Below are 23,364 nucleotides of genomic sequence, written 5' to 3' on the forward strand. Positions count from 1 at the left end.
AGGAGGACTCACCCGAAGCGACCCGAGACGTAGTCCTCGGTGGCCTGGACGGACGGCTTGGTGAAGATCGTGCCGGTCTCGTCGTACTCGATGAGCTTGCCGGGCTTGCCGGTGCCGGCGATGTTGAAGAACGCGGTCTTGTCCGAGACGCGCGAGGCCTGCTGCATGTTGTGCGTCACGATCACGATCGTGTACTCGCTCTTGAGCTCCTGGATGAGCTCCTCGATCGCGAACGTCGAGATCGGGTCGAGGGCCGAGCACGGCTCGTCCATGAGCAGCACGTCGGGCGAGACGGCGATCGCGCGGGCGATGCACAGGCGCTGCTGCTGACCACCCGACAGGCCCGATCCGGGCTTCTCGAGACGGTCCTTGACCTCGTTCCAGAGGTTCGCACCGCGCAGCGACTTCTCGACGAGGGCGTCGGCGTCGGACTTCGAGATGCGCGAGTTGTTGAGCTTCACACCGGCCAGCACGTTGTCGCGGATCGACATCGTGGGGAACGGGTTCGGCCGCTGGAAGACCATGCCGATCTGACGGCGCACCAGCACCGGGTCGACGCCGGGGCCGTAGAGGTCCTCGCCGTCGAGCAGGACCTCGCCCTCGACGCGCGCGCCGGGAATGACCTCGTGCATGCGGTTGAGTGTGCGCAGGAAGGTGGACTTGCCGCATCCGGACGGGCCGATGAAGGCCGTCACGCTGCGGGGCTCGATGCCGAGGGACACGCCCTCCACGGCGAGGAAGTCGCTGTAGTAGACGTTGAGGTCGTTGACTTCAATGCTCTTGGACACTTCGGGTGCTTTCTGTCGGATGCCGCGGGTCAGCGGCCGAACTTGGGGGCGAACTTCTTCGCGACGAAGCGTGCGATGAGGTTCAGCGCCATGACGATGATGATGAGGGTGAGCGCGCCGGCCCAGGCCCGCTCGAGGGCAGCGGGGACATTCGTGCCCGGGTTCTGGAACTGGTCGTAGACGAACACCGGGAGTGTCATCATCGGGTTGTCGAACGCGTCGGTGTTGAGCGACTGGGTGAAGCCGGCCGTCAGCAGCAGCGGCGCGGTCTCGCCGATGACGCGGGAGATCGACAGCATGATGCCCGTCGTGATGCCCGCGACGGATGTCGGGAGCACGACCTTGACGATCGTCAGCCACTTCGGCACACCGAGCGCGTAGCTCGCCTCGCGCAGCTCATTCGGCACGAGCCGCAGCATCTCCTCGCTCGACCGCACGACGACGGGGATCATCAGCACGCTGAGCGCGAGCGAACCCATGAAGCCGGTGTTGAGACCGGGCCCGTAGATGAGCGCGCAGACGGCGACGATGAACAGACCCGCCACGATCGAGGGGATGCCGGTCATGACATCGACGAAGAACGTGATCGCCTTCGCGAGACGGCCGCGTCCGTACTCGACGAGGTAGATCGAGGTCATGAGGCCGATCGGCACGGAGATGAGCGTCGCCCACCCGGTGACGATGAGCGTGCCGTAGATGGCGTGGATCGCTCCACCGCCCTCGCCGACGATGTTCCGCATCGAGTACGAGAAGAACATCGGGTCGAATCGTGCGATGCCGTTGACGACGACCGTGAACAGCAGCGAGATCAGCGGCAGCAGCGCGATCGTGAAGGCGATCGACACGAGCACGGTCGCCAGTCGGTCGGCGGCGCGGCGCCGGGTCTCGACGACGCTCGAGAGGATGACGAGGACGATCGCGAACAGCACCACCCCGACGAAGACCGCCGCGGCGATGTTGAAGTCCGCGACGTCACCGCCGCCGTTCATGATGGCGAACACGATGCTCGAGAGGGCGAGGGCACCGGCCAGCAGCACCCAGGGCATCCACTTCGGCAGCTGACCCGCGGTGAGCGAGTTGCCGACGGGCGTCCGGGCCGTGGAGCGGGTGAGGGTCGTCGTCATCAGTTCGCTCCAGAGAACTCGGCGCGACGGCTCACGATCCACCGCGCGAGCGCGTTGACGGCGAAGGTCACGAGGAAGAGGATGAGGCCGGTCGCGATGAGGACGTTGACGCCGTCCCCGTACGCCTCACCGAAGTTGAGGGCGATGTTCGCCGGGATCGGCGTCGGGTTGTTCGAGTTGAGCACCTGGAAGGTGACCGCACCCGTGGCCGAGAGCACCATCGTGACGGCCATCGTTTCGCCGAGGGCGCGACCCAGCCCGAGCATCGCACCCGAGACCATGCCGCCCCGGGCGAAGGGGAACACGGCCATGCGGATCATCTCCCAGCGCGTCGCGCCGAGGGCCAGTGCCGCCTCCTCGTGGAGGACGGGCGTCTGCAGGAACACCTCGCGCGTGATCGCGGTCATGATCGGCAGGATCATCACCGCGAGGACGAGGGATGCCGTGAGGATCGTGCGTCCGGTCTGCGAGACGGCACCGGCGAAGAAGGGGATCCAGCCGAGGTTCTCGTTCAGCCACACGTAGAAGGGCTGCAGGATCTGCGAGAAGACGAGCGCGCCCCACAGGCCGTAGACGACCGAGGGGATCGCGGCGAGCAGGTCGATGATGTAGCCAAGGGCGGAGGTGAGCCGGCGCGGGGCGTAGTGCGAGATGAAGAGCGCGATGCCGATGGCGAGCGGGGTCGCCACGACCAGGGCGATGATCGACGCCCAGAGTGTGCCGAAGACGAAGGGCCAGACGTACTGCCAGAACGGCTCGCCGCTCAGGAACTGCGTCTCGTCGGGGTTCGCGGTGAAGGCGGGGACGCTCTCGACGATGAGGAACAGCGTCACCGCGGCGAGCACGATGAGGATGATGATGCCCGCGCCGAGCGCGGTGCTGGAGAAGACGAGGTCGCCGCGGCGACGCATCGGTCGTCTCGTGGGCGCCTGGTCGGTGGCCAGGTCGGAGGTGGGGGGCATCGCAGTCCTCGGGTCGGAAGCGGGCGGACGTGGGGCTGCGGGTGACCCTCCGTGGAGGGCCACCCGCAGCAGGGGTGTTACTGCTTGGCGCCGATCAGGTCGATGGCGGCCTGGGCCTCGCTGGCGACCTCGGTCGACAGCGGCGCGGAGCCGGCGGCCTCGTTGGCGACCTTCTGGCCCTCTTCGCTGACGATGTACGAGAAGTACGCCTTCACGATGGCGGCGGTGTCGGCATCCTCGTACTGCTGGCAGCCGATGAGGTAGCTCACGAGGGCGATCGGGTACGAGCCGGCGGGAGCCTTGGCGGGGTCGACGTCGTAGACGAGGTCACCGTCGGCACGGCCCTCCTCGAGCGGCGACGACGCGACGAGCTCCGCGGCGGCCTCGGAGGAGAACGGCACGAACTCGTCGCCGACCTTGACGGCGGCCGAGCCCAGGTCACCGACGCGCGAGGCGTCGATGTAGCCGATGGTGCCGTTGCCGGCCTTGACGGCGGCCTCGACGCCGGAGGTCTGCTGGGCAGCCTCGGAGCGCGTGGTCTTGACGGGCCAGGCGTCGTCGTCCTCGTACGGCCATGCGTCGGGCGCGACGGAGGCGAGGTAGGCGGTGAAGGTGCCGGTCGTGCCGGACTCGTCGCCGCGGAAGACGGGCGTGATCGCCAGGTCGGGCAGCTCGACGCCCTCGTTGATCTCCGCGATCTTCGGGTCGTTCCACTTCTCGATCTTCTCGTTGAAGATCTCGCCGATGACCTCGGGCGTGAGGTTCAGCTCGGTGATGCCCTCGAGGTTGAAGACGACGGCGACGGGCGAGATGTAGGCGGGGACCTCGACGATGTCGGGCGTCGCACAGGCGCCGAACTTCCCGGCGGCGATCTCGTCGGTCTTGTAGGCGCGGTCCGAGCCGATGAAGTTGCTGGAGCCGGCGATGAAGTTGTCGCGGCCGGTGCCCGAGCCGGTCGGCTGGTAGTTGACCGTGACGTCCGGGTTGGCGGTCTGGAAGGCCGCGGTCCACGCCTGCTGGGCGGCGCCCTGCGAGGAGGCGCCGGTCGCCTTGACGGTGCCCGACAGCGAGCTGCCGCCGTCGGAGGGCTGGCCGCTGCCAGCAGGGGTGCCCTCGTTGGCGGCGCAAGCCGACAGGGAGAGGACGGCGACGGCGGCGACAGCGCCCACGCGGGCGATGCGGTTGAGCTTCACGTGTGAATTCCTTCGGGTGATCGGGACACCCCGGTGCGGGGCTGGCTCGACGCTAAGAGTCGCCGGTGACCAGGTTCCGCTCCGCAGATGAACGACAGGTGAACGGGTCGGGTCCGAACGCCTCTCGCTCAGCCGATTCACACCTTCGGGGGATGCGTCTCGATCGCCACGATGCCCGAGCCGGGGTTCGTCGCCGACAGGTGCGCGACGGAGAACCCGCCGACTTCGAGGTCGGCGGCGCTCTCGATGTACGAGCCCTTCAGGCTCCCGGTCGCCAGCGCCAGCTCGCTCATGATCGTGGGGATCACCGGTCGGTGCGAGCACAGCACAGCGGCCTTCCGCGACCTCACGCGTTTGCCGACGACGGCGCGCACATCCGCGCGCCCTTCCTCCCAGGCATCCTGCGAGATCAGCTCGGTCCGACGGATGTCGCGGCCCAGCGCCTTCGCGAGCGGTGCCACGGTGTCGACGCAGCGGACTGCGTCGCTCGAGACGACCCGACGGATGCCGAACGCCCGCAACGGCCCGACGGCCGCCTTCGCCTGGCGCTTGCCGCGGTCGGTGAGGGGGCGGGCGGAATCCTTCCCCTTCCAGTCCTCGCGGGGAGTCGCCTTGCCGTGACGCAGCACGACGACGGGGAAGGTCGCGAGCACGCCGTCGTCGACGAGGCGCAGGAAGTTCTCGAGGATCTCGACGTCGACCGGATAGCTCAGCCGTTCGAGCGCCTTCTTCGGGGTGAGCCATTCGATCGCGGCGATCTCGCGGTTCGGCACGAAAAACGATCCGCGGATCGCCTCCTCGGTCGCCTCGGTGCTCCAGTAGTGGACGATCTTCGTCCGCTTGCTCGGCAGGCGGTACTTCGAGATCCCGACGGGCACCCCGAGGTGGACACGGATGCCGGTCTCCTCGAAGATCTCGCGCACGGCCGTCTCGGCGAGGGACTCACCGGGATCGACCTTGCCCTTGGGCAGGGTGATGTCGCGGTACTTCGTGCGGTGGATCGCCAGCACCAGCAGCTTGCCGTCCACCATCCGCCAGACGACGCCGCCCGCGGCGTAAACCGCGGTCTCCGTCATCGCACCGCCCGCGCCCGCCGGCGGCGGAGCACCTGCGACATCGTCTTCTCCTGCAGATCGACGAGCGGGTTGCCCTCGGCATCCAGATGGTGCCGCGTCCACTCGCCCTCGGCGCCGAGGTGCCACGAGCTCGTGGTGTCGGACATCGCCAGCTCGAACAGCGAGATCAACTCGTTCACGTGCGCGGGCTCGGTCACCCGCACGAGCGCCTCGACGCGGCGGTCGAGGTTGCGGTGCATCATGTCGGCACTGCCGATGAAGACCTGCGGGTCGCCGTTGTTGTGGAACGTGAAGATGCGGGAGTGCTCGAGGTAGCGCCCCAGGATCGAGCGCACCGTGATGTTGTCGCTGACCCCCGGCAGGTCCGAGCGCAGCGAGCAGATGCCACGCACCCACACGTCGACCTTCACCCCGGCCTGGCTGGCGCGGTAGAGGGCGTCGATGATCTGCTCGTCGACCATCGAGTTGACCTTGATGCGCACGTGGGCGGGCTTGCCGGCCAGCGCGTTGCGGCGCTCGCCGTCGATGTGACGGAGGAGGCCCTTGCGCAGGTGGAGCGGGGCCACGAGAAGCCGCTTGAACTTCTTCTCGATCGCGTAGCCGCTCAGCTCGTTGAAGAGGCGGGTCAGGTCGCGACCGACCTGCTCGTTCGCGGTGAACAGGCCGTAGTCCTCGTAGATGCGGCTCGTCTTCGGGTTGTAGTTGCCCGTCCCGATGTGGCTGTAGCTGCGGAGGACGCCGTCCTCCTCGCGGATCACGTGAAGGAGCTTGCAGTGGGTCTTCAGGCCCACGAGCCCGTAGACGACGTGCACGCCGGCCTTCTCGAGCTTGCGCGCCCACACGATGTTGGCCGCCTCGTCGAAGCGGGCCTTCACCTCGACGAGCGCGAGGACCTGCTTGCCGTTCTCGGCCGCGTCGATGAGCGCCTCGACGATGGGGCTGTCGCCCGAGGTGCGGTACAGCGTCTGCTTGATCGCGAGCACGTGCGGGTCGCGCGCGGCCTGCTGCAGGAACGACACGACGCTCGTGGTGAACGATTCGTACGGGTGGTGGACGAGGACGTCCTCCTTGCGGATGGCCGCGAAGATGTCGGCGCGCCCGTTCTGCTCCGCCGGCTGGAACGGCGTCGAGGTCTTCGGCACGTGCGCGGGGTAGCGCAGGTCGGGGCGCTCGATCTGCGACAGCGAGAAGAGCCCGCGCAGGTCGAGGGGAGCCGGCAGCCGGTAGACGTCGTTCTCGGTGATGTCGAGCTCGTCGAGCAGCAGCGAGAGGGTCACCTCGTCCATGTCCTCGGTGATCTCGAGGCGGATCGGCGGGCCGAAGCGGCGGCGCAGGAGCTCGGCCTCCAGCGCTTGGATGAGGTTCTCGGTCTCGTCCTCCTCGATCACGACGTCCTCGTTGCGCGTGAGGCGGAACGTGTGATGCTCGAGGATCTCCATCCCCGGGAACAGGTCGGCGAGGTTTTCGGAGATCAGTTCCTCGATCGGCAGGTACCGCACGGTGGAGCCGTTCTTCGCCACCTCGATGAGGCGGGGGAGCATGGGCGGCACCTTCAGACGGGCGAACTCCTGACGGCCGGTGCGCGCGTTGCGGATGCGCACGGCGAGGTTCAGCGACAGACCCGAGATGTAGGGAAACGGGTGGGCGGGGTCCACGGCGAGCGGCATGAGTACCGGGAAGACCTGCGCCGAGAAGTAGTCGTAGAGCGTGCTCCGCTCGGGGTCCGACAGCTCGGCCCAGGAGACGACCTCGATGCCCGCGTCGGCGAGGGCCGGGCGGACCTGCTCGGACCACACCGCCGCGTGACGCTCCTGCAGTGCGTGCGCCGCTGTTGCGAGGTCGGTCAGCACATCGAGGGGAGCGCGGCCGACGTTGGTCGGCACGGCCAGCCCGGTGAGGATGCGGCGCTTGAGCCCCGCGACGCGCACCATGAAGAACTCGTCGAGGTTGCTCGCGAAGATCGCGAGGAAGTTCGCGCGCTCCAGCGTCGGCAGGTTCGGATCCTCCGCGAGCTCCAGCACGCGCTGATTGAACGCGAGCCAGCTGAGCTCGCGGTCGAGGTAGCGGTTGTCGGGCAGCTGCGAGTCGTACGCTTCGACGACGTCGTCGAAGTCGTCGTCGTCCGCGTCGCCCAGTCCGGAGTCGTGAACCTGGGTGTCGATCATCCCCACATCATTGCAGGGGACGGTGACGTGTGCGTTAACGTGGCGACGGATGCCGCGGCATCCGACTCAGGCGGAGGAGCCCGGCAGCTGCTCGTCCTCGTAGACGTTGAAGCGGTAGCCGACGTTTCGCACGGTGCCGATGAGCTGCTCGAGGTCCCCGAGCTTCGCGCGCAGCCGGCGCACGTGCACGTCGACCGTGCGGGTGCCGCCGAAGTAGTCGTAGCCCCACACCTCGCTCAACAGCTGTTCGCGGGTGAAGACCCGCGAGGGGTGCGTCGCGAAGAAGTGAAGCAGCTGGAACTCCTTGTAGGTGAGGTCGAGCGGGCGACCGTGCACCTTCGCCGAGTAGGAGGATTCGTCGATCGTGATGCCGGAGGTCTGGATGCGGGTGGAGACCTGCTCCTTCGACACGCGTCCGATGGCGAGGCGGATGCGGGCATCGACCTCGGCGGGGCCTGCGCCGACGAGGACGACGTCGTCGATGCCCCAGTCGGGGGAGACCGCGGTGAGTCCGCCCTCGGTGACGACCAGCAGAAGCGGCGCGTCGAGACCCGTCGTCGTCAGGATCTTGCAGAGCGACTTCGCGGCGACGAGGTCCTTACGGGCGTCGACGAACACGATGTCCGCATTGGGGGCGTTCACCAGCTGTGCCGCCTCGGCGGGGATCTGGCGGACCCGGTGGCTGAGCAGTTCGAGGGAGGGCAGGACGGAGTCGCCGCCGGCGGCGGAGCTCAGGACGAGCAACTGTGCCAAGGGGGACCCTCCGGTGCGGACTCGGAACCGGTCTCATCTTAGGGGCTCGCCCCGCGGCCGCCGCGACGCGGGCTCGCCGCCGTGCGGGCCCCGCGCCGGTGCGTCACAATAGGGACCATGACCGCGCCCGAGATCCTCCCTCGTCGACGGGCCGCCGGAGTGATCGCGGTCTGGGTGGCCGCCGCTCTCGTCGCCCTCGCCGTCGGCGTGTTCGTCGAGCCCGACTGGCGCGGTGCGTGGCTGCTGGTCGGTTTCGGATTCTGCTTCTTCCTCGCCTTCGCGGTGCAGCTGGCGTCGGGGCGGTCGCAGGGGTTCATCATGCGCATCTCGGCGAGCGTCCTCGGCGCGATGCTGGTGATGGGACTCATCGGCGCCGGCTTCGCGCTCGCCGAACTCTTCGCGAGCTGATCCACCGGCATCCGCCGACCGGGAGCCCGCTCCCGGCCGCTAAAGTGGACGGCATGGATCTCGTCGCACTCGAACTCTTCTTCGTCGGGCTGCTCGGCCTCGCATCGCTCGCGATCGCGTTCGTGTCCGGCGTCGTCGTCTGGAACCTCTACCGCGGTCAGCGCTGACATCGTGATCGATCTGCCGACCGACCTTCCGGCTGATCTGGTCCCGCTCTCCTGGCTCCTCGGCGTGTGGGAGGGCACCGGCGTCCTCGAGTACGACGCGCAGGGTCGCACGATGTCGGGCGAGTTCTCCCACCGCGTGAGCTTCAGCCATGACGGTGGCGACGCCCTGAACTACGCGGCGACCGCCTGGTTCGAGGATGCCGAAGACCGCCGCCGCGACCTCGTCGCCGAGACCGGGTACTGGCGGCTGTCCCGCCCCGCGACCGAGCAGGATCCCGGGCCCGCGCTGCTGCCGGCCCTCGCACCCCGCGTCGACGCGCGCACGGTGCACGACGTCGAGGCTCTCCGCACGGCGGAGGACGGCTTCGAGATCGAGGTCGCGCTCGTGCACTCCGACGGCATCAGCGAGCTCTACCTCGGCCAGGTGCGCGGTCCGCGCATCGACATCGCCACCGACGCGATCGTCCGCCCCGCGGGCGCCAAGGAGTACGGCGCCGCGACCCGGATGTACGGGCTCGTCGACGGGCACCTGCTGTGGGCGTGGGACATCGCCGCGCTCGGCTCGGACCTGTCGTCCCACGCCTCCGCTCGACTCACGAGGGTCCAATGACCGCCGACGCCTTCGCGGCCGTGCCCGGTGCCGTCCTCGATGACCGCGGGCTCGCCCACCTCGGCAACCCGGTGCGGGAGCAGCGCGACCTCGCGAGCGGGGCCGCGGTCGCGCCCCTTGCGGACCGCGCCGTCCTCACCGTCTCCGGCGAGGACCGGCTCTCGTGGCTCGACTCCATCACCTCGCAGGCGTTGACGACCCTCGCGCCCGGAGTCGGCACCGAGTTGCTCGTCCTCGACCCGCAGGGGCACGTCGAGCACGCGGCATCCGTCGTGGACGACGGGGAGCGCACGTGGCTCATCGTCGACCACGACCGCGCTGACGCGCTGCTGACCTGGCTGACGCGGATGCGATTCCGCCTGCGCGTCGACCCGCAGGACGCCGCCGACCACGCCGTCGTCGGCGGAACCGCCGCCGCTGTCGACGCCCTGGGCGCCGCCGTCGTGTGGCGCGACCCGTGGCCCCGCGTGAGCCCGGGTGGGTGGGGATACTCCCCGGTCGAACCGCACCCCGGTGCCGAGCGCGACTGGGCCGAGGCGATCGTGCCACGGGCCACGCTCGACGAGCTCGCCGCCGCCGCCGTCCGCGGCGACGTCCGCCTGGCCGGTCACCTCGCCGTCGACGCGCTGCGCGTCGCCGCGTGGCGTCCCCGCGCCGCCGCGGAGGCCGACGGCCGGACCCTCCCGCACGAGGTCGACTGGCTGCGCACGGCCGTCCACCTCGACAAGGGCTGCTACCGCGGGCAGGAGACCGTCGCCAAGGTGCACAACCTCGGGCACCCGCCGCGTCGCCTTGTCGCGCTGCAGCTCGACGGTTCGGATGCCGAGCTGCCCGACCCGGGCGCACCGGTCCGCCTCGACGGCGCCGAGGTCGGAGCGATCACCTCCGTCGCCCGCCACCACGAGGAGGGCCCCATCGCCCTCGCGATCGTGAAGCGGTCCGTCCCCGTCGACGCGGCGCTGACCGTGGCCGTCACGGACGGCGAGATCGCCGCGGCGCAGGAGGTCGTCGTTCCGCCGGATGCCGGGCGTGCGGCATCCGTCCCGCGTCTGCCGCGTCTGTCGCAGCGCCGCTGACGATGGCGCCCGAACCGACCACCACGGTTCCGGTGCCCACCGCCCGGAGGTATCCGCGCGAGGGCTGGGCGCGACTGCGCGGGTCCGCCGTCGCGATCGTGCAGCTCGTGGTCGCGGCGAGCGCCGCGTTCTCGATCGCGCACTACGGACTGGGGCACCCGGCTCCGCTGATCGCGGCGACCGTCACCATTTCGAGCCTCGGTCTCGTCCGCGACGCCCGACCGTGGCGGGTGTTCGAGACCGTCATCGGTATGGTGCTGGGCGTCTTCGTCGCCGAGCTGGTCGTCTTCGCGGCCGGCAGCGGGTGGTGGCAGCTCGCCCTCACCCTCGGGGTGAGCCTGTCGATCGCGCGGTTCGTCTCGCCGCAGGCGGGCTTCGCGATCGCCGCGGCGATCCAGTCGATCATCGTGGTCGTCGTCCCCTCGCAGACCCCGTTCCTGCGACTGCTCGACGCCCTCATCGGCGGAGCGATGGCGCTGCTCGTCACCGCCCTCATCCCGCGCAGCCCGCTCCGCACCGCCCTGGCCGACGCGACGCGCCTCTTCGCTGCCTTCGAGGGCGCCGCCGGCACCGTCGCGCAGGGCTTGCGTCGTGGCAGCCGCGTGCGCGCCGAGCGCGGGCTCGAGAAGGCGCGCGAGCTGCATGGCCGCGTCGACGACTGGCGGGTCTCGGTCGAGTCGGGCGCGGCGATCGCCCGCATCTCGCCGTTCCTCCGCCGCCAGCGCTTCGAGCTCGAACGTTTCGAGCGGATGCGGCAGGCCATGGACCTCGCGGTGCGCAACCTGCGCGTCGTCGCCCGGCGCGCCGTCTACCTGAGCGACGACGGTCGCGAGCGCGATGTCGCCGCCGATTTGCTCCTCGAGCTCGTGCGCGGCGCGAACCTCGTGGCCTCGTCGCTGACCGACATCTCGCACGAGCCGGCGGCGCGCGAGGTACTCACTGCGGTGGCGGCCCGCCTCGACCCGATCGCCCTCGTCCCCGACGGATCGCTCGGCGACCAGACCCTCATCACGGCGCTGCGGCCGCTCGCGACCGACCTGCTGTGCGCGACGGGCCTGCGCCCCGACGAAGCCCGCGCGCTGCTCCCGCGGGTGTGACGCGCCCCGCTCATCGGGGCGCGACGGCCTCCCACGGCACCGTGAACTCGCCCAGTCGCCACCGGCTCCGCCCGCCGATCGGCCACCCCGCCGCGACGAGCGCGTCGAGGGCGGCGCGCCACCGCTGGACCGGGCCGAACGACGACGCGGCGACCGCCCGCGTCCACTCCCGATCGAGGGCGTCGAGGACCTCGTGCACCCGCTCGCCCGGGATGTTGCGGTGGATGAGCGCCTTCGGCAGCCGCTCGGCGGCGACGGCGGGGGAGTCGAGCCCCGCGAGCCGCAACGAGATCGTGAGCGTGCGGGGCGCGGCATCCGGTCCGATCTCGATCCAGGTCGAGATCCGGCCGAGCTCATCGCACGTGCCCTCGACGAGCATGCCGTCCGGGCGCAGGCGCGACGCCATCCGTTCCCACGCCGCGGGCACGTCGGCCTCGTCGTACTGACGCAGGACGTTGAACGCGCGGATCACCGCCGGGCGGCGCCCGTCCGGCACCGGCACCTCGAACCCGCCGCGCGCGAACGACACGCGCGCATCCGCGGCGAACACCCCCGCCCCCGCACGGATCAGCGCGAGCTGCGCGCGGGCGCGCTCCACGCGGGCCGGCTCGATCTCCAGCCCCAGCACCTCGACGTCCGGGCGCGCCCGCCGCAGCCGGGCTTCGAGCTCGAACGCGGTCACCCCGCTCGCGCCGTAGCCGAGATCCACCACGAGCGGATCGGCGGTCCGGCGCAGCACCGGATGCCGCGCGATCCAGCGGTCGACGCGGCGCAGGCGGTTGGTGTTCGTCGTCCCCCGGGTCACCTGTCCGACGACAGGATCGGAGCGCGTCATGCCCCCATGATCGCACCCGCCGCGCCGGTAGGATTGCGGGCATGACAGCCCCCTACACCTTGATCCTCCTCCGGCACGGCCAGAGCGAGTGGAACAAGTCGAACCAGTTCACCGGGTGGGTGGACGTCCGTCTCACCGATCAGGGCAAGGCCGAGGCCCAGCGCGGCGGCGAGCTGATCAAGGAGTCGGGTCTGCTGCCCGACATCCTGCACACTTCGCTCCTGTCCCGCGCCATCCAGACCGCGAACATCGCCCTCGACGCGGCCGACCGCCTGTGGGTGCCGGTCAAGCGGTCGTGGCGCCTCAACGAGCGCCACTACGGCGCCCTGCAGGGCAAGGACAAGGCGCAGACCCTCGAGGAGTTCGGCGAGGAGCAGTTCATGCTCTGGCGTCGCTCGTTCGACGTCCCGCCGCCGGACATCTCCGACGACGACCCGTACACGCAGGTCGGCGACGTGCGTTACGAGGGCATCGACGGCGAGGTGCCCCGCACCGAGTCGCTGAAGATCGTCATCGACCGCCTGCTGCCCTACTGGGAGGGCGAGATCGTCCCCGACCTGAAGACGGGCAAGACCGTCATGGTGACCGCGCACGGCAACTCGCTGCGCGCGCTCGTGAAGCACCTCGACGGCATCAGCGACGACGACATCGCCGAGCTCAACATCCCCACCGGCATCCCGCTCGTGTACCGCCTCGACGAGAACCTCGTCCCGATCGGACCGGGCGAGTACCTCGACCCCGACGCCGCCGCTGCCGGCGCCGCCGCGGTCGCCTCGCAGGGCAAGAAGTAACCCGCCTTACGCCGGGAACACGAAGAGCGGATGCCTCCCGGCATCCGCTCTTCGTCGTTGCGGCGGCTCAGACCTCGAGGTCGACGCCCTCGGAGTCGGCGGCCCAGGTTCCGGTCGCGAGGTACGACACCTTCTTGGCGACCGACAGGGCGTGGTCGCCGAAGCGCTCGTGGTAGCGGGAGGCCAGCGTGGCGTCGACGGTGGCGGATGCCTCGCCCTGCCAGTTGTCGCTCAGGACCTTCTCGAACACCGCGAGGTGCAGTGCGTCGAGCTGGTCGTCGAGCTCGTGCAGGCGGCTCACGAGCGACAGGTCCTCGGTGCGCAGCAGGTCGGCCAGGGTGCGGGCGACCTCGGTGTCGATCTCGCCCATCTTCGTGAACGTGTTCTTCAGTCCCTTCGGGACCGCCCGCTCGGGGAAGCGCATCCGCGTCAGTTGGGCGATGTGCTCGGCGATGTCGCCCATGCGCTCGAGCGAGGCGCTCACGCGCAGCGCCGCGACGACGATGCGCAGGTCGCGCGCGACGGGCTGCTGGCGCGCGAGGATCTCGATGGCGAGCTCGTCGAGCTCGATGGCCTTGTCATCGATGACCTGGTCGTTGTCGATGACGTCTTCGGCGAGGGCGACGTCGCTCGTGGCGAAGGCCCGGGTGGCCTTCTCAATGGCGACGGTGACGAGTTCGGAGATCTCGACGAGACGGGTCTGCACGTCCTCGAGGGACTGGTGGAAAACTTCGCGCATGGAGCACCTTCTCTTCGTGCGGGCGGGTGAGGGGCGCGACTGTCGCGCAGAGACCTCGGCGATCCTCCCGCGCTCAGGTTAACGGTCGGTGCCGACACGGTGAACAGTCGGCGGTGACTGACCTACGGGCCGATTTCCGTCCGATGGCGGGGGTGTGCCCACCCTACGCTGGGGTCATGGATTCGACGCAGCTCGAGCTGCTGGCGCTCGTCGTGGGGCTCCTGGTCGGCGGTGGTGCGGCCGCGCTCGTGTTCTATGCGGCGCGATCGCGGGAGCGCACCCGGCTCGTGACCTCGACCGAGCTCCCCGAGGGCACGGCATCCGTTCTGCAGGCCATGGACGACGCGGCCGTCGTCGTCGATCCGTCGATGCTCGTCCTCGCCGTCTCCGCGACGGCGGAGGTCTTCTCGCTGCGGGTGAACGAGAGCCTCGACGCCGAGCGGCTGCGCGTCCTCGTGCGCGGCGCCCGCCAGACGGGGCTCCCCGCGACCGAGAACATGACGCTCAACCGCGGCGTCGAGCCGCGCGTCGTGGCCGCGCGGGCGAGCGTCATCACCCCGCGTCTCACCCTCATCGTCATCCGCGACATCACCGAGCGCGAGCGCGTCGAGCAGATGCGGCGCGACTTCGTCTCGAACACCTCGCACGAGCTCAAGACCCCCGTCGGCGCCGTCACCCTCCTCGCCGAGGCGATCGAGTCCGCCGCCGACGACCCCGAACAGGTGCGTCACTTCGTCAGGCGTCTGAGCGCCGAGGCGACCCGCCTCGGGCAGCTGACCTCCCGCATCATGAACCTCTCCCGCCTGCAGTCCGCCGACGAGATCTCCGAGATGCGCGACGTCTCGGTGGACGAGGTGGTCCGGGCGGCGATCGAGTCGCTCGCGGTGTCGGCGGAGTCCGCCGAGATCAGCGTCGCCCGCGGGGGCGACCGCGGCCTGTTCGTCCGCGGCGACCGCCAGATCCTCACCGAGGCGGTCAGCAACCTGCTCGCCAACGCCATCGCCTACTCGCCGCCCGGAGCGCAGGTGGGGGTCGGTGTGCGGGAGGCCGACGGCGCGGTCGAGATCGCCGTGGCCGACCATGGCATCGGCATCCCCGAAGAGGACCAGCAGCGCATCTTCGAGCGCTTCTACCGCGCCGACCAGGCCCGGTCCCGGCGCACCGGTGGCACGGGACTCGGGCTCGCGATCGTCAAGCACGCCGTCCAGCGCCACGGCGGGTCGGTCGACCTCTGGTCGCGCCCCGGCCGCGGGTCGACCTTCACGATCCGCCTGCCCCTCGCCGCCGTCGACACGTCCACCACCCGCAAGCCCAAGAAGAAGAAGATCGGCGCGAAGGCGCCCAGCAGAAGGAAAGCCTCATGACCCGAGTCCTGATCGTCGAAGACGAGCCCGACCTCGCAGACCCCCTCGCCTACCTCCTGCGACGGGAGGGGTTCGAGGTAGAGATCGCCGAGGACGGCGGCCTGGCCCTCGACGCGTTCACGTCGCGCGGCGCCGACATCGTCCTGCTCGACCTCATGCTGCCCGGGATGCCGGGCACTGAGGTGTGCCGCGTCATCCGGCAGACGTCCAAGGTGCCGATCATCATGCTGACCGCGAAGGACAGCGAGGTCGACATCGTCGTGGGGCTCGAACTCGGCGCCGACGACTACATCACGAAGCCCTACTCCTCGCGTGAGCTGCTCGCCCGCATGCGCGCCGTGCTGCGCCGTGCGGACAGCGACGAGCTCGACGTCGACGACCGCATCATCCAGGGCGGTCGCGTCACCCTCGACATCGACCGGCACACGGTCGCCGTCGACGGTAAGGAGATCTCGATGCCGCTCAAGGAGTTCGAGCTCCTCGAACTGCTCATGCGCAACGCCGGCCGCGTGCTGACGCGCGGGCAGCTCATCGACCGGGTGTGGGGGAGCGACTACTTCGGCGACACGAAGACGCTCGACGTCCACATCAAGCGCATCCGCTCGCGCATCGAGACGAACCCGAGCGACCCCGTCATGCTGCTGACCGTCCGCGGACTCGGCTACCGCTTCGAGGCCTGAGCGCCCCCTCGACGACGAAGGCCCCCACCTCGCGGTGGGGGCCTTCGTCGTCGAGGGGTGTCAGCCGGTGGTCGTCGCCGTCGCGGCGGGCGTCGGGACGAATTCGGTGTAGTAGGGGAGCGTGCCGTCGAGGATCGGGACGGCGACGCGGACGCCCTCGCCCTCGCCCGACTGGAACGAGACCTCGACGTCGGAGCCGGGCTTGCCGGTGTCGTCGAACAGGAGCGGAGCCTGCGTCACGCCGAGGCTGACGGTGCTGTTCGCCGGGACGTCGACGCGCTGCGGCTGGTCGCCGACGGTGACGTTGAGGACCAGGTCCTCATCGGTGTCGTTGACGATGCCGGCGATGAGGTTGCCCAGCGAGCCGTCCTCGTTGGCGATGATCATGGCGTTCCGGACCTTCAGCGGCCCGGACTCGGGGATGTTGACGCCGTCGGACGCCGAGTACTGGATGGTCGTCGCCTGCGGGGCCAGCATGTTGCAGCCCGTGGTTCCCAGAACGACGGCGGCGCCCAGGGCGAGGGACGCGATGAGACGCGATTTCACGGATCCTCCAGATGACACGAACGGCGGCCCTCTCATCCTATGGGGTCACGACGGCGGGACCGGGCGGAGGGGGCGGCGAACTCTAGCGTATGTCGCCTGTGGTATTCTGGAGGTTGCCGAAAGGACACAACTGCATGCTTTTTGAGGTTGGCGAAACCGTCGTCTATCCGCACCATGGCGCTGCGACCATCATCGAGGTCAAGGATCGCGTCATCAAGGGAGAGACGAAGAAATACCTGAAGCTCAACGTCACCCAGGGCGACCTCATCATCGAGGTCCCTGCGGACAACGTCGATCTCGTGGGCGTCCGCGACGTGATCGGCAAGGACGGGCTCGAGAAGGTCTTCGACGTCCTGCGCGCACCCTTCACCGAGGAGCCGACCAACTGGTCGCGTCGCTACAAGGCGAACCTCGAGAAGCTCGCGTCGGGTGACGTCATCAAGGTGAGCGAGGTCGTGCGCGACCTGTGGCGCCGCGACCAGGACCGCGGGCTCTCCGCGGGTGAGAAGCGGATGCTGGCGAAGGCGCGGCAGATCCTCATCTCCGAGATCGCGCTGGCACTGAAGGCCGACGAGGAGAAGGCGTCCAGCGTCCTCGACGAGGTCCTCGCCTCCTGAGACCACGAAAGAACGGCCGGCTGCTCAGCCGGCCGTTCTTCGTTTGCCGCGGGACGGCATGCGTGCGTCCCGGCGATGCGCGGCATGATGAGGCCGTGACCGCCCGCGCCGCACCCGCCGCCGTCGACCTGTCGCGGCGGGACCTCACCCTCGATCTCGCCCGGGTCGTCTGCGTCCTGTTCGTCATCGTCGTGCACCTCGTGCAGGTGGGCATCGGACCCGGACCCGACGGCGGTCTCGTCGCATCCCGCCCCGCCGAACAGCAGCCGTGGTTCGATGCGGCGACGTGGATCGGGCAGATCATGCCGCCGGCTTCATCCGCACGCGCACGCTCCGTCTCGCGCAGCCCGCCCTGCCCCTCTTCGTCTTCTTCGCGGTCGTCCTCGGCGTCGCCACGGCGGCCGGTCTGCCGGCGCAGCTCGTGTCGGATGCCGCCGTGGGCGCCGGGTCGCCGCTGTGGTTCCTCGCGGCGTATCTGCTCTGTCAGGCGGCGGTCCCGTTCCTCGCGGCCTGCCACGCCCGCCGCCCGGCGGCGACGCTCGTCGTCCTCGCCCTGGGGGTCATCGCGGTCGACGTGGTGCGATTCTCGTCGGGTGTCGAAGAGGTCGGCCTGCTGAACCTGCTGTTCGTCTGGCCCCTCGTGCAGCAGTTCGGGTTCTGGTACGCCGACGGATGGTTCGACCGGCGGCATCCGCTCACCCTCGCCGGCATCGCGGCCGCCTGCTATCTGCTCCTGTGGCCGTTGACGGCGGTCGGACCGTACTCGACCAGCATGCTCGGTAACCTCAATCCGCCGACGGTGCCGCTCGTGGTCCTCGGGATCGCCCAGGCGTGCCTGCTGCGACTGCTCAAGCCGGCTCTCGCGCGCCTCATGTCGCTCCGCGCGATGCAGGGGGCCGTCTTCGTCCTCGGGTCCCGGCTCATGACGATCTACCTCTGGCACCTGCCGGTGATGCTGGCCCTCACCGGCGTCAGCCTGCTCATCCCCGGGGCGGCCCCGGCACCGGCGTCCGAGGCCTGGTGGTGGTCGCGGCCGATCCTCTTCGTCGTCGTGCTGGCCGTCCTGCTCCTGCTCTCCCTCGCCATCGCACGGTGGGAGGCCCTCGGCACGCTCGGGCCGACACCGCCCCGCGCGGTCGTGGCCCTCGCCTGGGTGTGCGCGTTCGTCCCGCCGTTCGCGGTGATGGAGTGGTTCCTCGACCTGCCCATCGCCGTCGGGGGTGCGGTGCTGCTGGCGGTCGCCGTGTTCCTCCTGCGGCGCCGCCCGCTGGCACACGCGTCGGTACGCTCGGAGGCATGAGCATCATCCCCGTTCCCCGTGTGACCGTCATCGTCGTCGCCGCGGGGTCGGGCACCCGGCTCGGGGCCGACGCGCCCAAGGCGTTCGTGGGGATCGATGCGCACACGATCCTGCGTCACGCGCTGCGCGGCGTGTTCGCGGCTCGGCAGGCCCAGGTGGTCGTCGTCACACCGGCCGACCGCGTCGGCGACGCCACGACCGAGGCCCACGAGGCCGCCGGTGATCGGGGTGACCTGGTCTCGGTCGTCGCCGGCGGCGCGACCCGGCAGGCGTCGGTCGCGGCGGGACTGGCCGCGGTCTGGCCCGACGTCGAGATCGTCCTCGTCCACGACGCCGCCCGCGCGCTCACCCCGCCCGAGGTCTTCGCCCGCGTGATCGACGCGGTCGCCGCGGGGGCGGACGCCGTCATCCCCGTGCTGCCCGTCGTCGACACCCTGAAGCGGATCGACGCCGACACGGTCGTCGAGCCGGTGGACCGGTCGGTCCTCGCCGCGGCGCAGACCCCGCAGGGCTTCCGTCGCGCCGTCCTCGACGACGCGTATCGGGATGCCACGGCCGACCACACCGACGACGCCGCCCTGCTGCAGGCCGCCGGCACGGTCGTGCGCACCGTCCCCGGCGACGAGCGGGCGTTCAAGATCACGACGTCGGCCGACCTCGACCGGGCACGCGGGCTCGTCTCGCCGATCCCGCCGGTCGTCCCCGCGGCGCCGGTCGCGATCCCGCGGGTCGGGATCGGTACCGATGTCCACGCCTTCGGCGGCGACGGCACGCTGTGGCTCGCCGGCCTGGAGTGGCCGGGGGAGCCGGGACTCCACGGGCACTCCGACGGGGATGCCGTCGCGCACGCGATCGTCGACGCGGTGCTGGCCGCTGCGGGGCTCGGCGACATCGGCACGCACTTCGGCACGGACCAGCCCGAGTACGCCGGTGCGCACGCCGCGGCGTTCCTCGCCCGCACCCGCGCGCTCGCCGGAGAGGCGGGATGGCGCATCGGCAACGTCAGCGTGCAGGTGCAGGCGAACCGGCCGCGGTTCGCCGCGCGGCGCGCGGAGGCGGAGCGGGTGCTGTCCGAGGCGCTCGGCGCCCCCGTCGCGGTCTCGGCGACGACGACGGACGGGCTCGGATTCACCGGTACCGGAGAGGGCGTCGCGGCGTTCGCGGTCGCCGTCGTCGTCCCGGCGTGACCCGGCGGCTCAGAGCTCTCGCGTCATGAACGTCGAGGCGGTATCCGGGCGGTAGTCGCCGAACGGCTCGCACTCGACGAACCCCTCACTCGCGTACAGCGTGCGCGCGGCGAGGAACGCGGCATCCGACCCCGTCTCCAACCAGACCCGGGTGAGGCGGTCGGCGCGGGCCGCGGCGAGGATGTGACGCAGGATCGCGCGGCCGACGCCGGTGCCGAGATGGGCGTCGGCGACCCGCATCGACTTCAGCTCGCCATCCGTCGCGCTGAGACGGGCGAGGGCTCCGATCCCGGCGATCTCGCCCTCCCGCCACGCCGACCAGACGGTGACGGACGGATGCCGCAGCGCGCCGACGTCGAGGGCGTGCACGCTCTCGGCGGGGGACTGCGCGTGCATGCCGGCGAGGTGCTGCCGCACGAGGGCGGTGCTGGCCGGCCCGGTGAGGTCGTCGAGGCGGATGTCGAGGGGAGCGGGCACGTCAGGCCTCCACGGCGAACGGGGCGGGGTCGCGGGGTCGCCGCGACCCCCAGGCGAGCGTCACGAGACCGGCAGCCAGGACGACGAGGCTCGTCACCGCGAGAGGGGAGAGCCCCTCGCCGAGCACCGTCACGCCGAGCACCGTCGCCGTGAGGGGTTCGCCGAGGGTCAGCGTCGCCGCCGTCGCCGCCGTCAGCCCCTGGAGGCCCCACGTGAAGAGCACATAGGCGAGGGAGATCGTCGCGAGACCGAGCCAGAGCGCCATCGCGAGCCCGGACGGCGTCGCCGCCCAGCTCAGGTCGACGAAGGGGATCGCCGCGGCGCACAGGACGGCCGACCCGACACCCATCGATCCCACGACGGTGAAGGCGTCCCATCCCGCGTCGAGCAGGCGCCGCTGCGCGTTGGCGATCACGGCGAAGCAGGCGCCGGCGCCGACGGCGGCGGCGAGACCCGCGCCGTCGACACCACCCGTGCCCGACCCGCCGCCGATCCCCAGCAGCACGACACCCACCGCGGCGAGGGCGGTGGCCGCCATCCACAATCCGGAGGGCACCCGGCGCGAGATCGCCCATTCGAGGATGCCGGCGAGCACGGGAGCGGACCCGAGCGCGATCACGGTGCTGACGGCGACGCCGTTGGTCTCGGTGCCGAGGAAGAAGAGCGGCTGGTAGAGGCTGATCGCGACCCCCGTGGCCGCCATGAGCGCGAGCGGGCGCCAGGTGAGCGCGGGGCGCGGCCGGTCGGGCGTCCGCCGGCGGAACCGGGCGGCGAGGAGGAACGCGAGCGCGGCGAGCCCGATGCCGCCGACCACCATCCGCGCGACGCCGACCGAGAGCGTCGAGGCGTCGTCCGGACCGAGGGCGTTGGCGGTTCCCGTCGTCCCGAACAGCAGCGCGGCGGCGAGGACGGCGAGCAGATGCAGCACCCTCCTTTTCTATCGTCTCGACGCGGGTGCCTCCGCCACCCGCCGGTAGCATGGACCGGTGACGGTTCGGCTCTACGACTCCCAGGCTCAGGCGCTGCGCGACTTCGCGCCCGCCGACCCCGGGAACGTCACGATGTACGTCTGCGGGCCGACCGTCCAGTCGGGGCCGCACATCGGCCACGTCCGCGCGGCGCTGAGCTTCGACATCCTCCGTCGGTGGCTCGCCCACCGGTTCGGTCGCGTCACGTTCGTCCGCAACGTCACCGACATCGACGACAAGGTCCTCGCGAACGCGACCGACGACGAGCCCTGGTGGGCGCTGGCGTATCGGATGGAACTCGAGTTCTCGCGCGCGTATGCCGCGGTCGGCATCCTGCCCCCGACGTACGAGCCCCGGGCGACGGCATCCATCCCGCAGATGCAGGAACTCATCGAACGCCTCATCGAGGCCGGCCACGCGTACGCCGCGGCAGGTGACGTGTACTTCGACGTGCGGTCCTGGCCGCCGTACGGGTCGCTCACCCGCCAGTCCGTCGACGCGATGGAGTCCGCCGCTGACGCCGATCCGCGCGGCAAGCGCGATCCGCGCGACTTCGCCCTGTGGAAGGGCGCGAAGGAGGGCGAACCGGCGGATGCCGCATGGGCATCACCCTGGGGATCGGGCCGTCCCGGCTGGCACATCGAGTGCTCGGCGATGAGCCGGCGCTACCTCGGGCCCGAGTTCGACATCCACGGCGGGGGTCTCGACCTGCGCTTCCCGCACCACGAGAACGAACTCGCGCAGTCGACCGCCGCCGGTGATCCGTTCGCGCGGTACTGGGTGCACAACGGCCTCGTCACCGTCGGCGACCAGAAGATGTCGAAGTCGCTCGGCAACTTCCTGCTCGCCGAGGACGTCCTGGAGGAGAACGACCCCGTCGTGGTGCGGTACGCGCTGCTCGCGGCCCACTACCGCTCGAATCTGGACCTCTCCGCCTCGACGTTCGCCGAGGCCGAGGCGGCGCTCGGTCGGATCGACTCGTTCCTGCAGCGCGTCCTCCGGGCGGCGGGTTCCGAGCCGTCGGTCCTGCAGCCAGGGAGCATCCCGGAGGCCTTCGCGGTCGCCATGGACGACGACCTCGGCGTGCCGCAGGCTCTCGCGGTCCTGCACGACACGGTCCGCCGCGGCAACACGGCGGTCGATGCGGGGGACCTGGCGACCGCCATCACGCACCGGGGGAGCGTCGTCGCCATGTTGCAGGTCCTCGGACTTCCCGCAGACGATTCCGCGACAGCGGTCGGTTACGGCGCCGCTGCGGACGCCGCCCTCGACGCCCTCATCACCACCATGATCGACCAGCGTGCGGAGGCCCGCGCGGCGAAAGACTGGGCGGCAGCCGACCGCATCCGCGACGCGATCGCGGCGGCCGGCGTCGTCCTCGAAGACGGTCCCGAAGGGACCCATTGGAGTTTGAACAATGGCTAAGCCAGGCAACCCGTCCGCCGGACGCGGCAAGAAGGGTCCCACGAAGGGATCCGGCGGCAAGAACAAGCGCTCGCTCGAAGGGCGCGGCCCGACCCCCAAGGCCGAGGACCGCGCCTGGCACCCCGCCGGGAAGCGCAAGGCCGCCAAGGAGCGGTTCATCGCCGCCGGCGGCAAGCCGCAGATCCGCCAGACCACGGGCGGTCGCGCGCCCAAGGCGAAGTCCGGTGACGACACCGAGACTGTGACCGGGCGCAACAGCGTGCTCGAGGCCCTCCGCGCCAAGATCCCCGCGAGCGCGTTCTACATCGCGCAGCGCGTCGAGATGGACGACCGCGTCAAGGAGATGCTCTCGATCGCGACCAACCGCGACATCCCCGTCCTCGAGGTCACCCGTCAGGAGCTGGACCGGATGGCCGGGTTCGACGGTGTGCACCAGGGTGTCGCGCTCAAGGTGCCGCCGTACGAGTACGCCCACCCGCAGGACCTCCTCGAGCAGGTCATCGACCGCGGCCAGCTGCCCCTGTTCGTCGCCCTCGACGGCGTCACCGATCCCCGCAACCTGGGTGCCATCATCCGCTCCACCGCCGCGTTCGGCGGGCAGGCGATCATCCTGCCGCAGCGCCGCTCGGCGGGCGTGAACTCCGCCGCGTGGAAGACGAGCGCGGGGGCGGCCGCCCGCATCCCCGTCTCCATCGCGCCGAACCTCACGACCACGCTCAAGGAGTTCAAGAAGCAGGGCGTCTTCATCCTGGGTCTGGACGGCGGCGGGGACGTCTCCCTGCCCGCGCTCGAGCTCGCCGACCGCCCCGCCGTGATCGTCGTGGGCTCCGAGGGCAAGGGTCTCTCGCGCCTGGTCACCGAGACGTGCGATCAGATCGTGTCGATCCCGATCAACGCGGCGACGGAGTCCCTGAACGCCGGCATTGCCGCATCCGTCGCGCTCTATCAGGTCGCCACGCTGCGCGCGGCGTCCGAGTGAGAGCCCAGGCACAGGAACGCGCGCCAGACTGACGTCA

Annotated in this window: 24 protein-coding genes; 12 read left to right on the plus strand and 12 right to left on the minus strand. The window is 70.6% G+C overall.

The genetic code is table 11. The features are described 5' to 3' along the window. Positions 1 to 8: 8 nt before the first annotated feature. The 7 genes from pstB to ACPEH2_RS13540 form a co-directional block, all read right to left on the minus strand. Positions 9 to 788: a phosphate ABC transporter ATP-binding protein PstB gene (pstB, locus tag ACPEH2_RS13510; protein ID WP_359921135.1), complete on the minus strand. Its 780-nt coding sequence runs from the start codon at positions 786 to 788 to the stop codon at positions 9 to 11. Between the two features lie 29 nt (positions 789 to 817). After that, a complete protein-coding gene (gene pstA, locus ACPEH2_RS13515; RefSeq protein WP_359921132.1) occupies positions 818 to 1,912 on the minus strand; it encodes a phosphate ABC transporter permease PstA in 1,095 nt (364 codons plus the stop codon). Continuing rightward, positions 1,912 to 2,874, minus strand: coding sequence for a phosphate ABC transporter permease subunit PstC (gene pstC, locus ACPEH2_RS13520; RefSeq protein ID WP_423718888.1), 963 nt, complete (start codon positions 2,872 to 2,874; stop codon positions 1,912 to 1,914). The genes pstA and pstC overlap by 1 nt, the downstream gene beginning before the upstream one ends. Positions 2,875 to 2,951: 77 nt before the next feature. Beyond that, positions 2,952 to 4,067: a phosphate ABC transporter substrate-binding protein PstS gene (locus ACPEH2_RS13525; RefSeq protein ID WP_359921127.1), complete on the minus strand. Its 1,116-nt coding sequence runs from the start codon at positions 4,065 to 4,067 to the stop codon at positions 2,952 to 2,954. 137 nt (positions 4,068 to 4,204) lie between these two features. Next, the gene (locus ACPEH2_RS13530; RefSeq protein WP_359921124.1) at positions 4,205 to 5,143 is read right to left on the minus strand and encodes an NUDIX hydrolase; all 939 of its coding nucleotides are present in this window, start codon (positions 5,141 to 5,143) and stop codon (positions 4,205 to 4,207) included. Then, a complete protein-coding gene (locus ACPEH2_RS13535; RefSeq protein ID WP_217531430.1) occupies positions 5,140 to 7,308 on the minus strand; it encodes an RNA degradosome polyphosphate kinase in 2,169 nt (722 codons plus the stop codon). Before ACPEH2_RS13535 ends, ACPEH2_RS13530 begins: the two co-directional genes overlap by 4 nt. Before the next feature lie 66 nt (positions 7,309 to 7,374). After that, positions 7,375 to 8,061, minus strand: coding sequence for a response regulator transcription factor (locus tag ACPEH2_RS13540; RefSeq protein ID WP_064003124.1), 687 nt, complete (start codon positions 8,059 to 8,061; stop codon positions 7,375 to 7,377). A 117-nt stretch (positions 8,062 to 8,178) separates the two neighbouring features. Here ACPEH2_RS13540 and ACPEH2_RS13545 point away from each other — a divergent pair, with 117 nt between their 5' ends. The 4 genes from ACPEH2_RS13545 (at position 8,179) to ACPEH2_RS13560 (ending at position 11,419) form a co-directional block, all read left to right on the plus strand. Further along, complete coding sequence (locus tag ACPEH2_RS13545) at positions 8,179 to 8,469, plus strand: hypothetical protein (RefSeq protein WP_217531429.1); 291 nt, start codon at positions 8,179 to 8,181, stop codon at positions 8,467 to 8,469. A 171-nt stretch (positions 8,470 to 8,640) separates the two neighbouring features. Continuing rightward, on the plus strand, positions 8,641 to 9,246 hold the full coding sequence (locus ACPEH2_RS13550; RefSeq protein ID WP_217531428.1) for an FABP family protein: 606 nt from the start codon (positions 8,641 to 8,643) through the stop codon (positions 9,244 to 9,246). Then, entirely contained in the window at positions 9,243 to 10,322 is a 1,080-nt protein-coding gene (locus ACPEH2_RS13555) for a YgfZ/GcvT domain-containing protein (RefSeq protein WP_359921121.1), read from the plus strand. Before ACPEH2_RS13550 ends, ACPEH2_RS13555 begins: the two co-directional genes overlap by 4 nt. Before the next feature lie 32 nt (positions 10,323 to 10,354). Then, positions 10,355 to 11,419: an FUSC family protein gene (locus ACPEH2_RS13560; RefSeq protein ID WP_359921118.1), complete on the plus strand. Its 1,065-nt coding sequence runs from the start codon at positions 10,355 to 10,357 to the stop codon at positions 11,417 to 11,419. Positions 11,420 to 11,429: 10 nt separating this feature from the next. On the opposite strand, the gene ACPEH2_RS13565 is transcribed toward ACPEH2_RS13560, so the two are convergent. Beyond that, positions 11,430 to 12,254 carry a class I SAM-dependent methyltransferase gene (locus ACPEH2_RS13565; RefSeq protein ID WP_359921115.1) on the minus strand — a complete coding sequence of 275 codons (825 nt, stop codon included), beginning with the start codon at positions 12,252 to 12,254 and terminating at the stop codon, positions 11,430 to 11,432. Between the two features lie 41 nt (positions 12,255 to 12,295). Between ACPEH2_RS13565 and ACPEH2_RS13570 the strand changes: the two genes are divergently transcribed. Then, positions 12,296 to 13,045, plus strand: coding sequence for a phosphoglyceromutase (locus ACPEH2_RS13570; RefSeq protein WP_359921112.1), 750 nt, complete (start codon positions 12,296 to 12,298; stop codon positions 13,043 to 13,045). Between the two features lie 67 nt (positions 13,046 to 13,112). On the opposite strand, the gene phoU is transcribed toward ACPEH2_RS13570, so the two are convergent. Continuing rightward, positions 13,113 to 13,784: a phosphate signaling complex protein PhoU gene (phoU, locus tag ACPEH2_RS13575; RefSeq protein ID WP_359921109.1), complete on the minus strand. Its 672-nt coding sequence runs from the start codon at positions 13,782 to 13,784 to the stop codon at positions 13,113 to 13,115. 176 nt (positions 13,785 to 13,960) lie between these two features. Between phoU and ACPEH2_RS13580 the strand changes: the two genes are divergently transcribed. Together ACPEH2_RS13580 and ACPEH2_RS13585 are read left to right on the plus strand one after the other, a co-directional pair. After that, the gene (locus ACPEH2_RS13580; RefSeq protein ID WP_359921106.1) at positions 13,961 to 15,148 is read left to right on the plus strand and encodes a sensor histidine kinase; all 1,188 of its coding nucleotides are present in this window, start codon (positions 13,961 to 13,963) and stop codon (positions 15,146 to 15,148) included. After that, positions 15,145 to 15,828: a response regulator transcription factor gene (locus ACPEH2_RS13585; protein WP_064003132.1), complete on the plus strand. Its 684-nt coding sequence runs from the start codon at positions 15,145 to 15,147 to the stop codon at positions 15,826 to 15,828. Before ACPEH2_RS13580 ends, ACPEH2_RS13585 begins: the two co-directional genes overlap by 4 nt. Before the next feature lie 60 nt (positions 15,829 to 15,888). Here the strand turns inward: ACPEH2_RS13585 and ACPEH2_RS13590 are convergent, their stop codons facing one another. Further along, on the minus strand, positions 15,889 to 16,374 hold the full coding sequence (locus ACPEH2_RS13590) for a DNA modification methylase (protein ID WP_217531422.1): 486 nt from the start codon (positions 16,372 to 16,374) through the stop codon (positions 15,889 to 15,891). A gap of 134 nt (positions 16,375 to 16,508) precedes the next feature. Between ACPEH2_RS13590 and ACPEH2_RS13595 the strand changes: the two genes are divergently transcribed. From ACPEH2_RS13595 to ispD, 3 genes are all read left to right on the plus strand, one after another. Beyond that, positions 16,509 to 16,991, plus strand: coding sequence for a CarD family transcriptional regulator (locus tag ACPEH2_RS13595; protein WP_036313590.1), 483 nt, complete (start codon positions 16,509 to 16,511; stop codon positions 16,989 to 16,991). Between the two features lie 286 nt (positions 16,992 to 17,277). After that, entirely contained in the window at positions 17,278 to 18,291 is a 1,014-nt protein-coding gene (locus ACPEH2_RS13600; protein WP_359921205.1) for an acyltransferase family protein, read from the plus strand. Next, positions 18,288 to 19,478: a 2-C-methyl-D-erythritol 4-phosphate cytidylyltransferase gene (ispD, locus tag ACPEH2_RS13605; RefSeq protein WP_359921202.1), complete on the plus strand. Its 1,191-nt coding sequence runs from the start codon at positions 18,288 to 18,290 to the stop codon at positions 19,476 to 19,478. Before ACPEH2_RS13600 ends, ispD begins: the two co-directional genes overlap by 4 nt. Before the next feature lie 9 nt (positions 19,479 to 19,487). Here the strand turns inward: ispD and ACPEH2_RS13610 are convergent, their stop codons facing one another. Together ACPEH2_RS13610 and ACPEH2_RS13615 are read right to left on the minus strand one after the other, a co-directional pair. Then, positions 19,488 to 19,955, minus strand: a complete 468-nt coding sequence (locus tag ACPEH2_RS13610) for a GNAT family N-acetyltransferase (RefSeq protein WP_359921200.1) — start codon at positions 19,953 to 19,955, stop codon at positions 19,488 to 19,490. Position 19,956: 1 nt separating this feature from the next. Next, complete coding sequence (locus ACPEH2_RS13615; RefSeq protein ID WP_359921198.1) at positions 19,957 to 20,883, minus strand: EamA family transporter; 927 nt, start codon at positions 20,881 to 20,883, stop codon at positions 19,957 to 19,959. Between the two features lie 58 nt (positions 20,884 to 20,941). On the opposite strand from ACPEH2_RS13615, the gene cysS reads away from it, so the two are divergent. Both cysS and rlmB read left to right on the plus strand, forming a co-directional pair. Continuing rightward, a complete protein-coding gene (gene cysS, locus ACPEH2_RS13620) occupies positions 20,942 to 22,348 on the plus strand; it encodes a cysteine--tRNA ligase (protein WP_359921195.1) in 1,407 nt (468 codons plus the stop codon). Next, positions 22,341 to 23,327 (plus strand): 23S rRNA (guanosine(2251)-2'-O)-methyltransferase RlmB, encoded by a 987-nt coding sequence (rlmB, locus tag ACPEH2_RS13625; RefSeq protein WP_359921192.1) that lies wholly within the window; start codon positions 22,341 to 22,343, stop codon positions 23,325 to 23,327. Before cysS ends, rlmB begins: the two co-directional genes overlap by 8 nt. Positions 23,328 to 23,364 lie beyond the last annotated feature (37 nt).

Origin of the sequence: Microbacterium sp. NPDC064942, from assembly GCF_049545525.1 — a bacterium.
GTDB lineage: Bacteria > Actinomycetota > Actinomycetes > Actinomycetales > Microbacteriaceae > Microbacterium > Microbacterium gawkjiense.

Coding starts and splice junctions, on each gene's coding strand:
- pstA (WP_359921132.1), bottom strand. CDS start 1,912: ATGACGACGACCCTCACCCGCTCCACGGCCCGGACGCCCGTCGGCAAC.
- pstC (WP_423718888.1), bottom strand. CDS start 2,874: ATGCCCCCCACCTCCGACCTGGCCACCGACCAGGCGCCCACGAGACGA.
- ACPEH2_RS13530 (WP_359921124.1), bottom strand. CDS start 5,143: ATGACGGAGACCGCGGTTTACGCCGCGGGCGGCGTCGTCTGGCGGATG.
- ACPEH2_RS13535 (WP_217531430.1), bottom strand. CDS start 7,308: ATGATCGACACCCAGGTTCACGACTCCGGACTGGGCGACGCGGACGAC.
- ACPEH2_RS13545 (WP_217531429.1), top strand. CDS start 8,179: ATGACCGCGCCCGAGATCCTCCCTCGTCGACGGGCCGCCGGAGTGATC.
- ACPEH2_RS13555 (WP_359921121.1), top strand. CDS start 9,243: ATGACCGCCGACGCCTTCGCGGCCGTGCCCGGTGCCGTCCTCGATGAC.
- ACPEH2_RS13565 (WP_359921115.1), bottom strand. CDS start 12,254: ATGACGCGCTCCGATCCTGTCGTCGGACAGGTGACCCGGGGGACGACG.
- ACPEH2_RS13570 (WP_359921112.1), top strand. CDS start 12,296: ATGACAGCCCCCTACACCTTGATCCTCCTCCGGCACGGCCAGAGCGAG.
- phoU (WP_359921109.1), bottom strand. CDS start 13,784: ATGCGCGAAGTTTTCCACCAGTCCCTCGAGGACGTGCAGACCCGTCTC.
- ACPEH2_RS13580 (WP_359921106.1), top strand. CDS start 13,961: ATGGATTCGACGCAGCTCGAGCTGCTGGCGCTCGTCGTGGGGCTCCTG.
- ACPEH2_RS13585 (WP_064003132.1), top strand. CDS start 15,145: ATGACCCGAGTCCTGATCGTCGAAGACGAGCCCGACCTCGCAGACCCC.
- ACPEH2_RS13595 (WP_036313590.1), top strand. CDS start 16,509: ATGCTTTTTGAGGTTGGCGAAACCGTCGTCTATCCGCACCATGGCGCT.
- ispD (WP_359921202.1), top strand. CDS start 18,288: ATGAGCATCATCCCCGTTCCCCGTGTGACCGTCATCGTCGTCGCCGCG.
- rlmB (WP_359921192.1), top strand. CDS start 22,341: ATGGCTAAGCCAGGCAACCCGTCCGCCGGACGCGGCAAGAAGGGTCCC.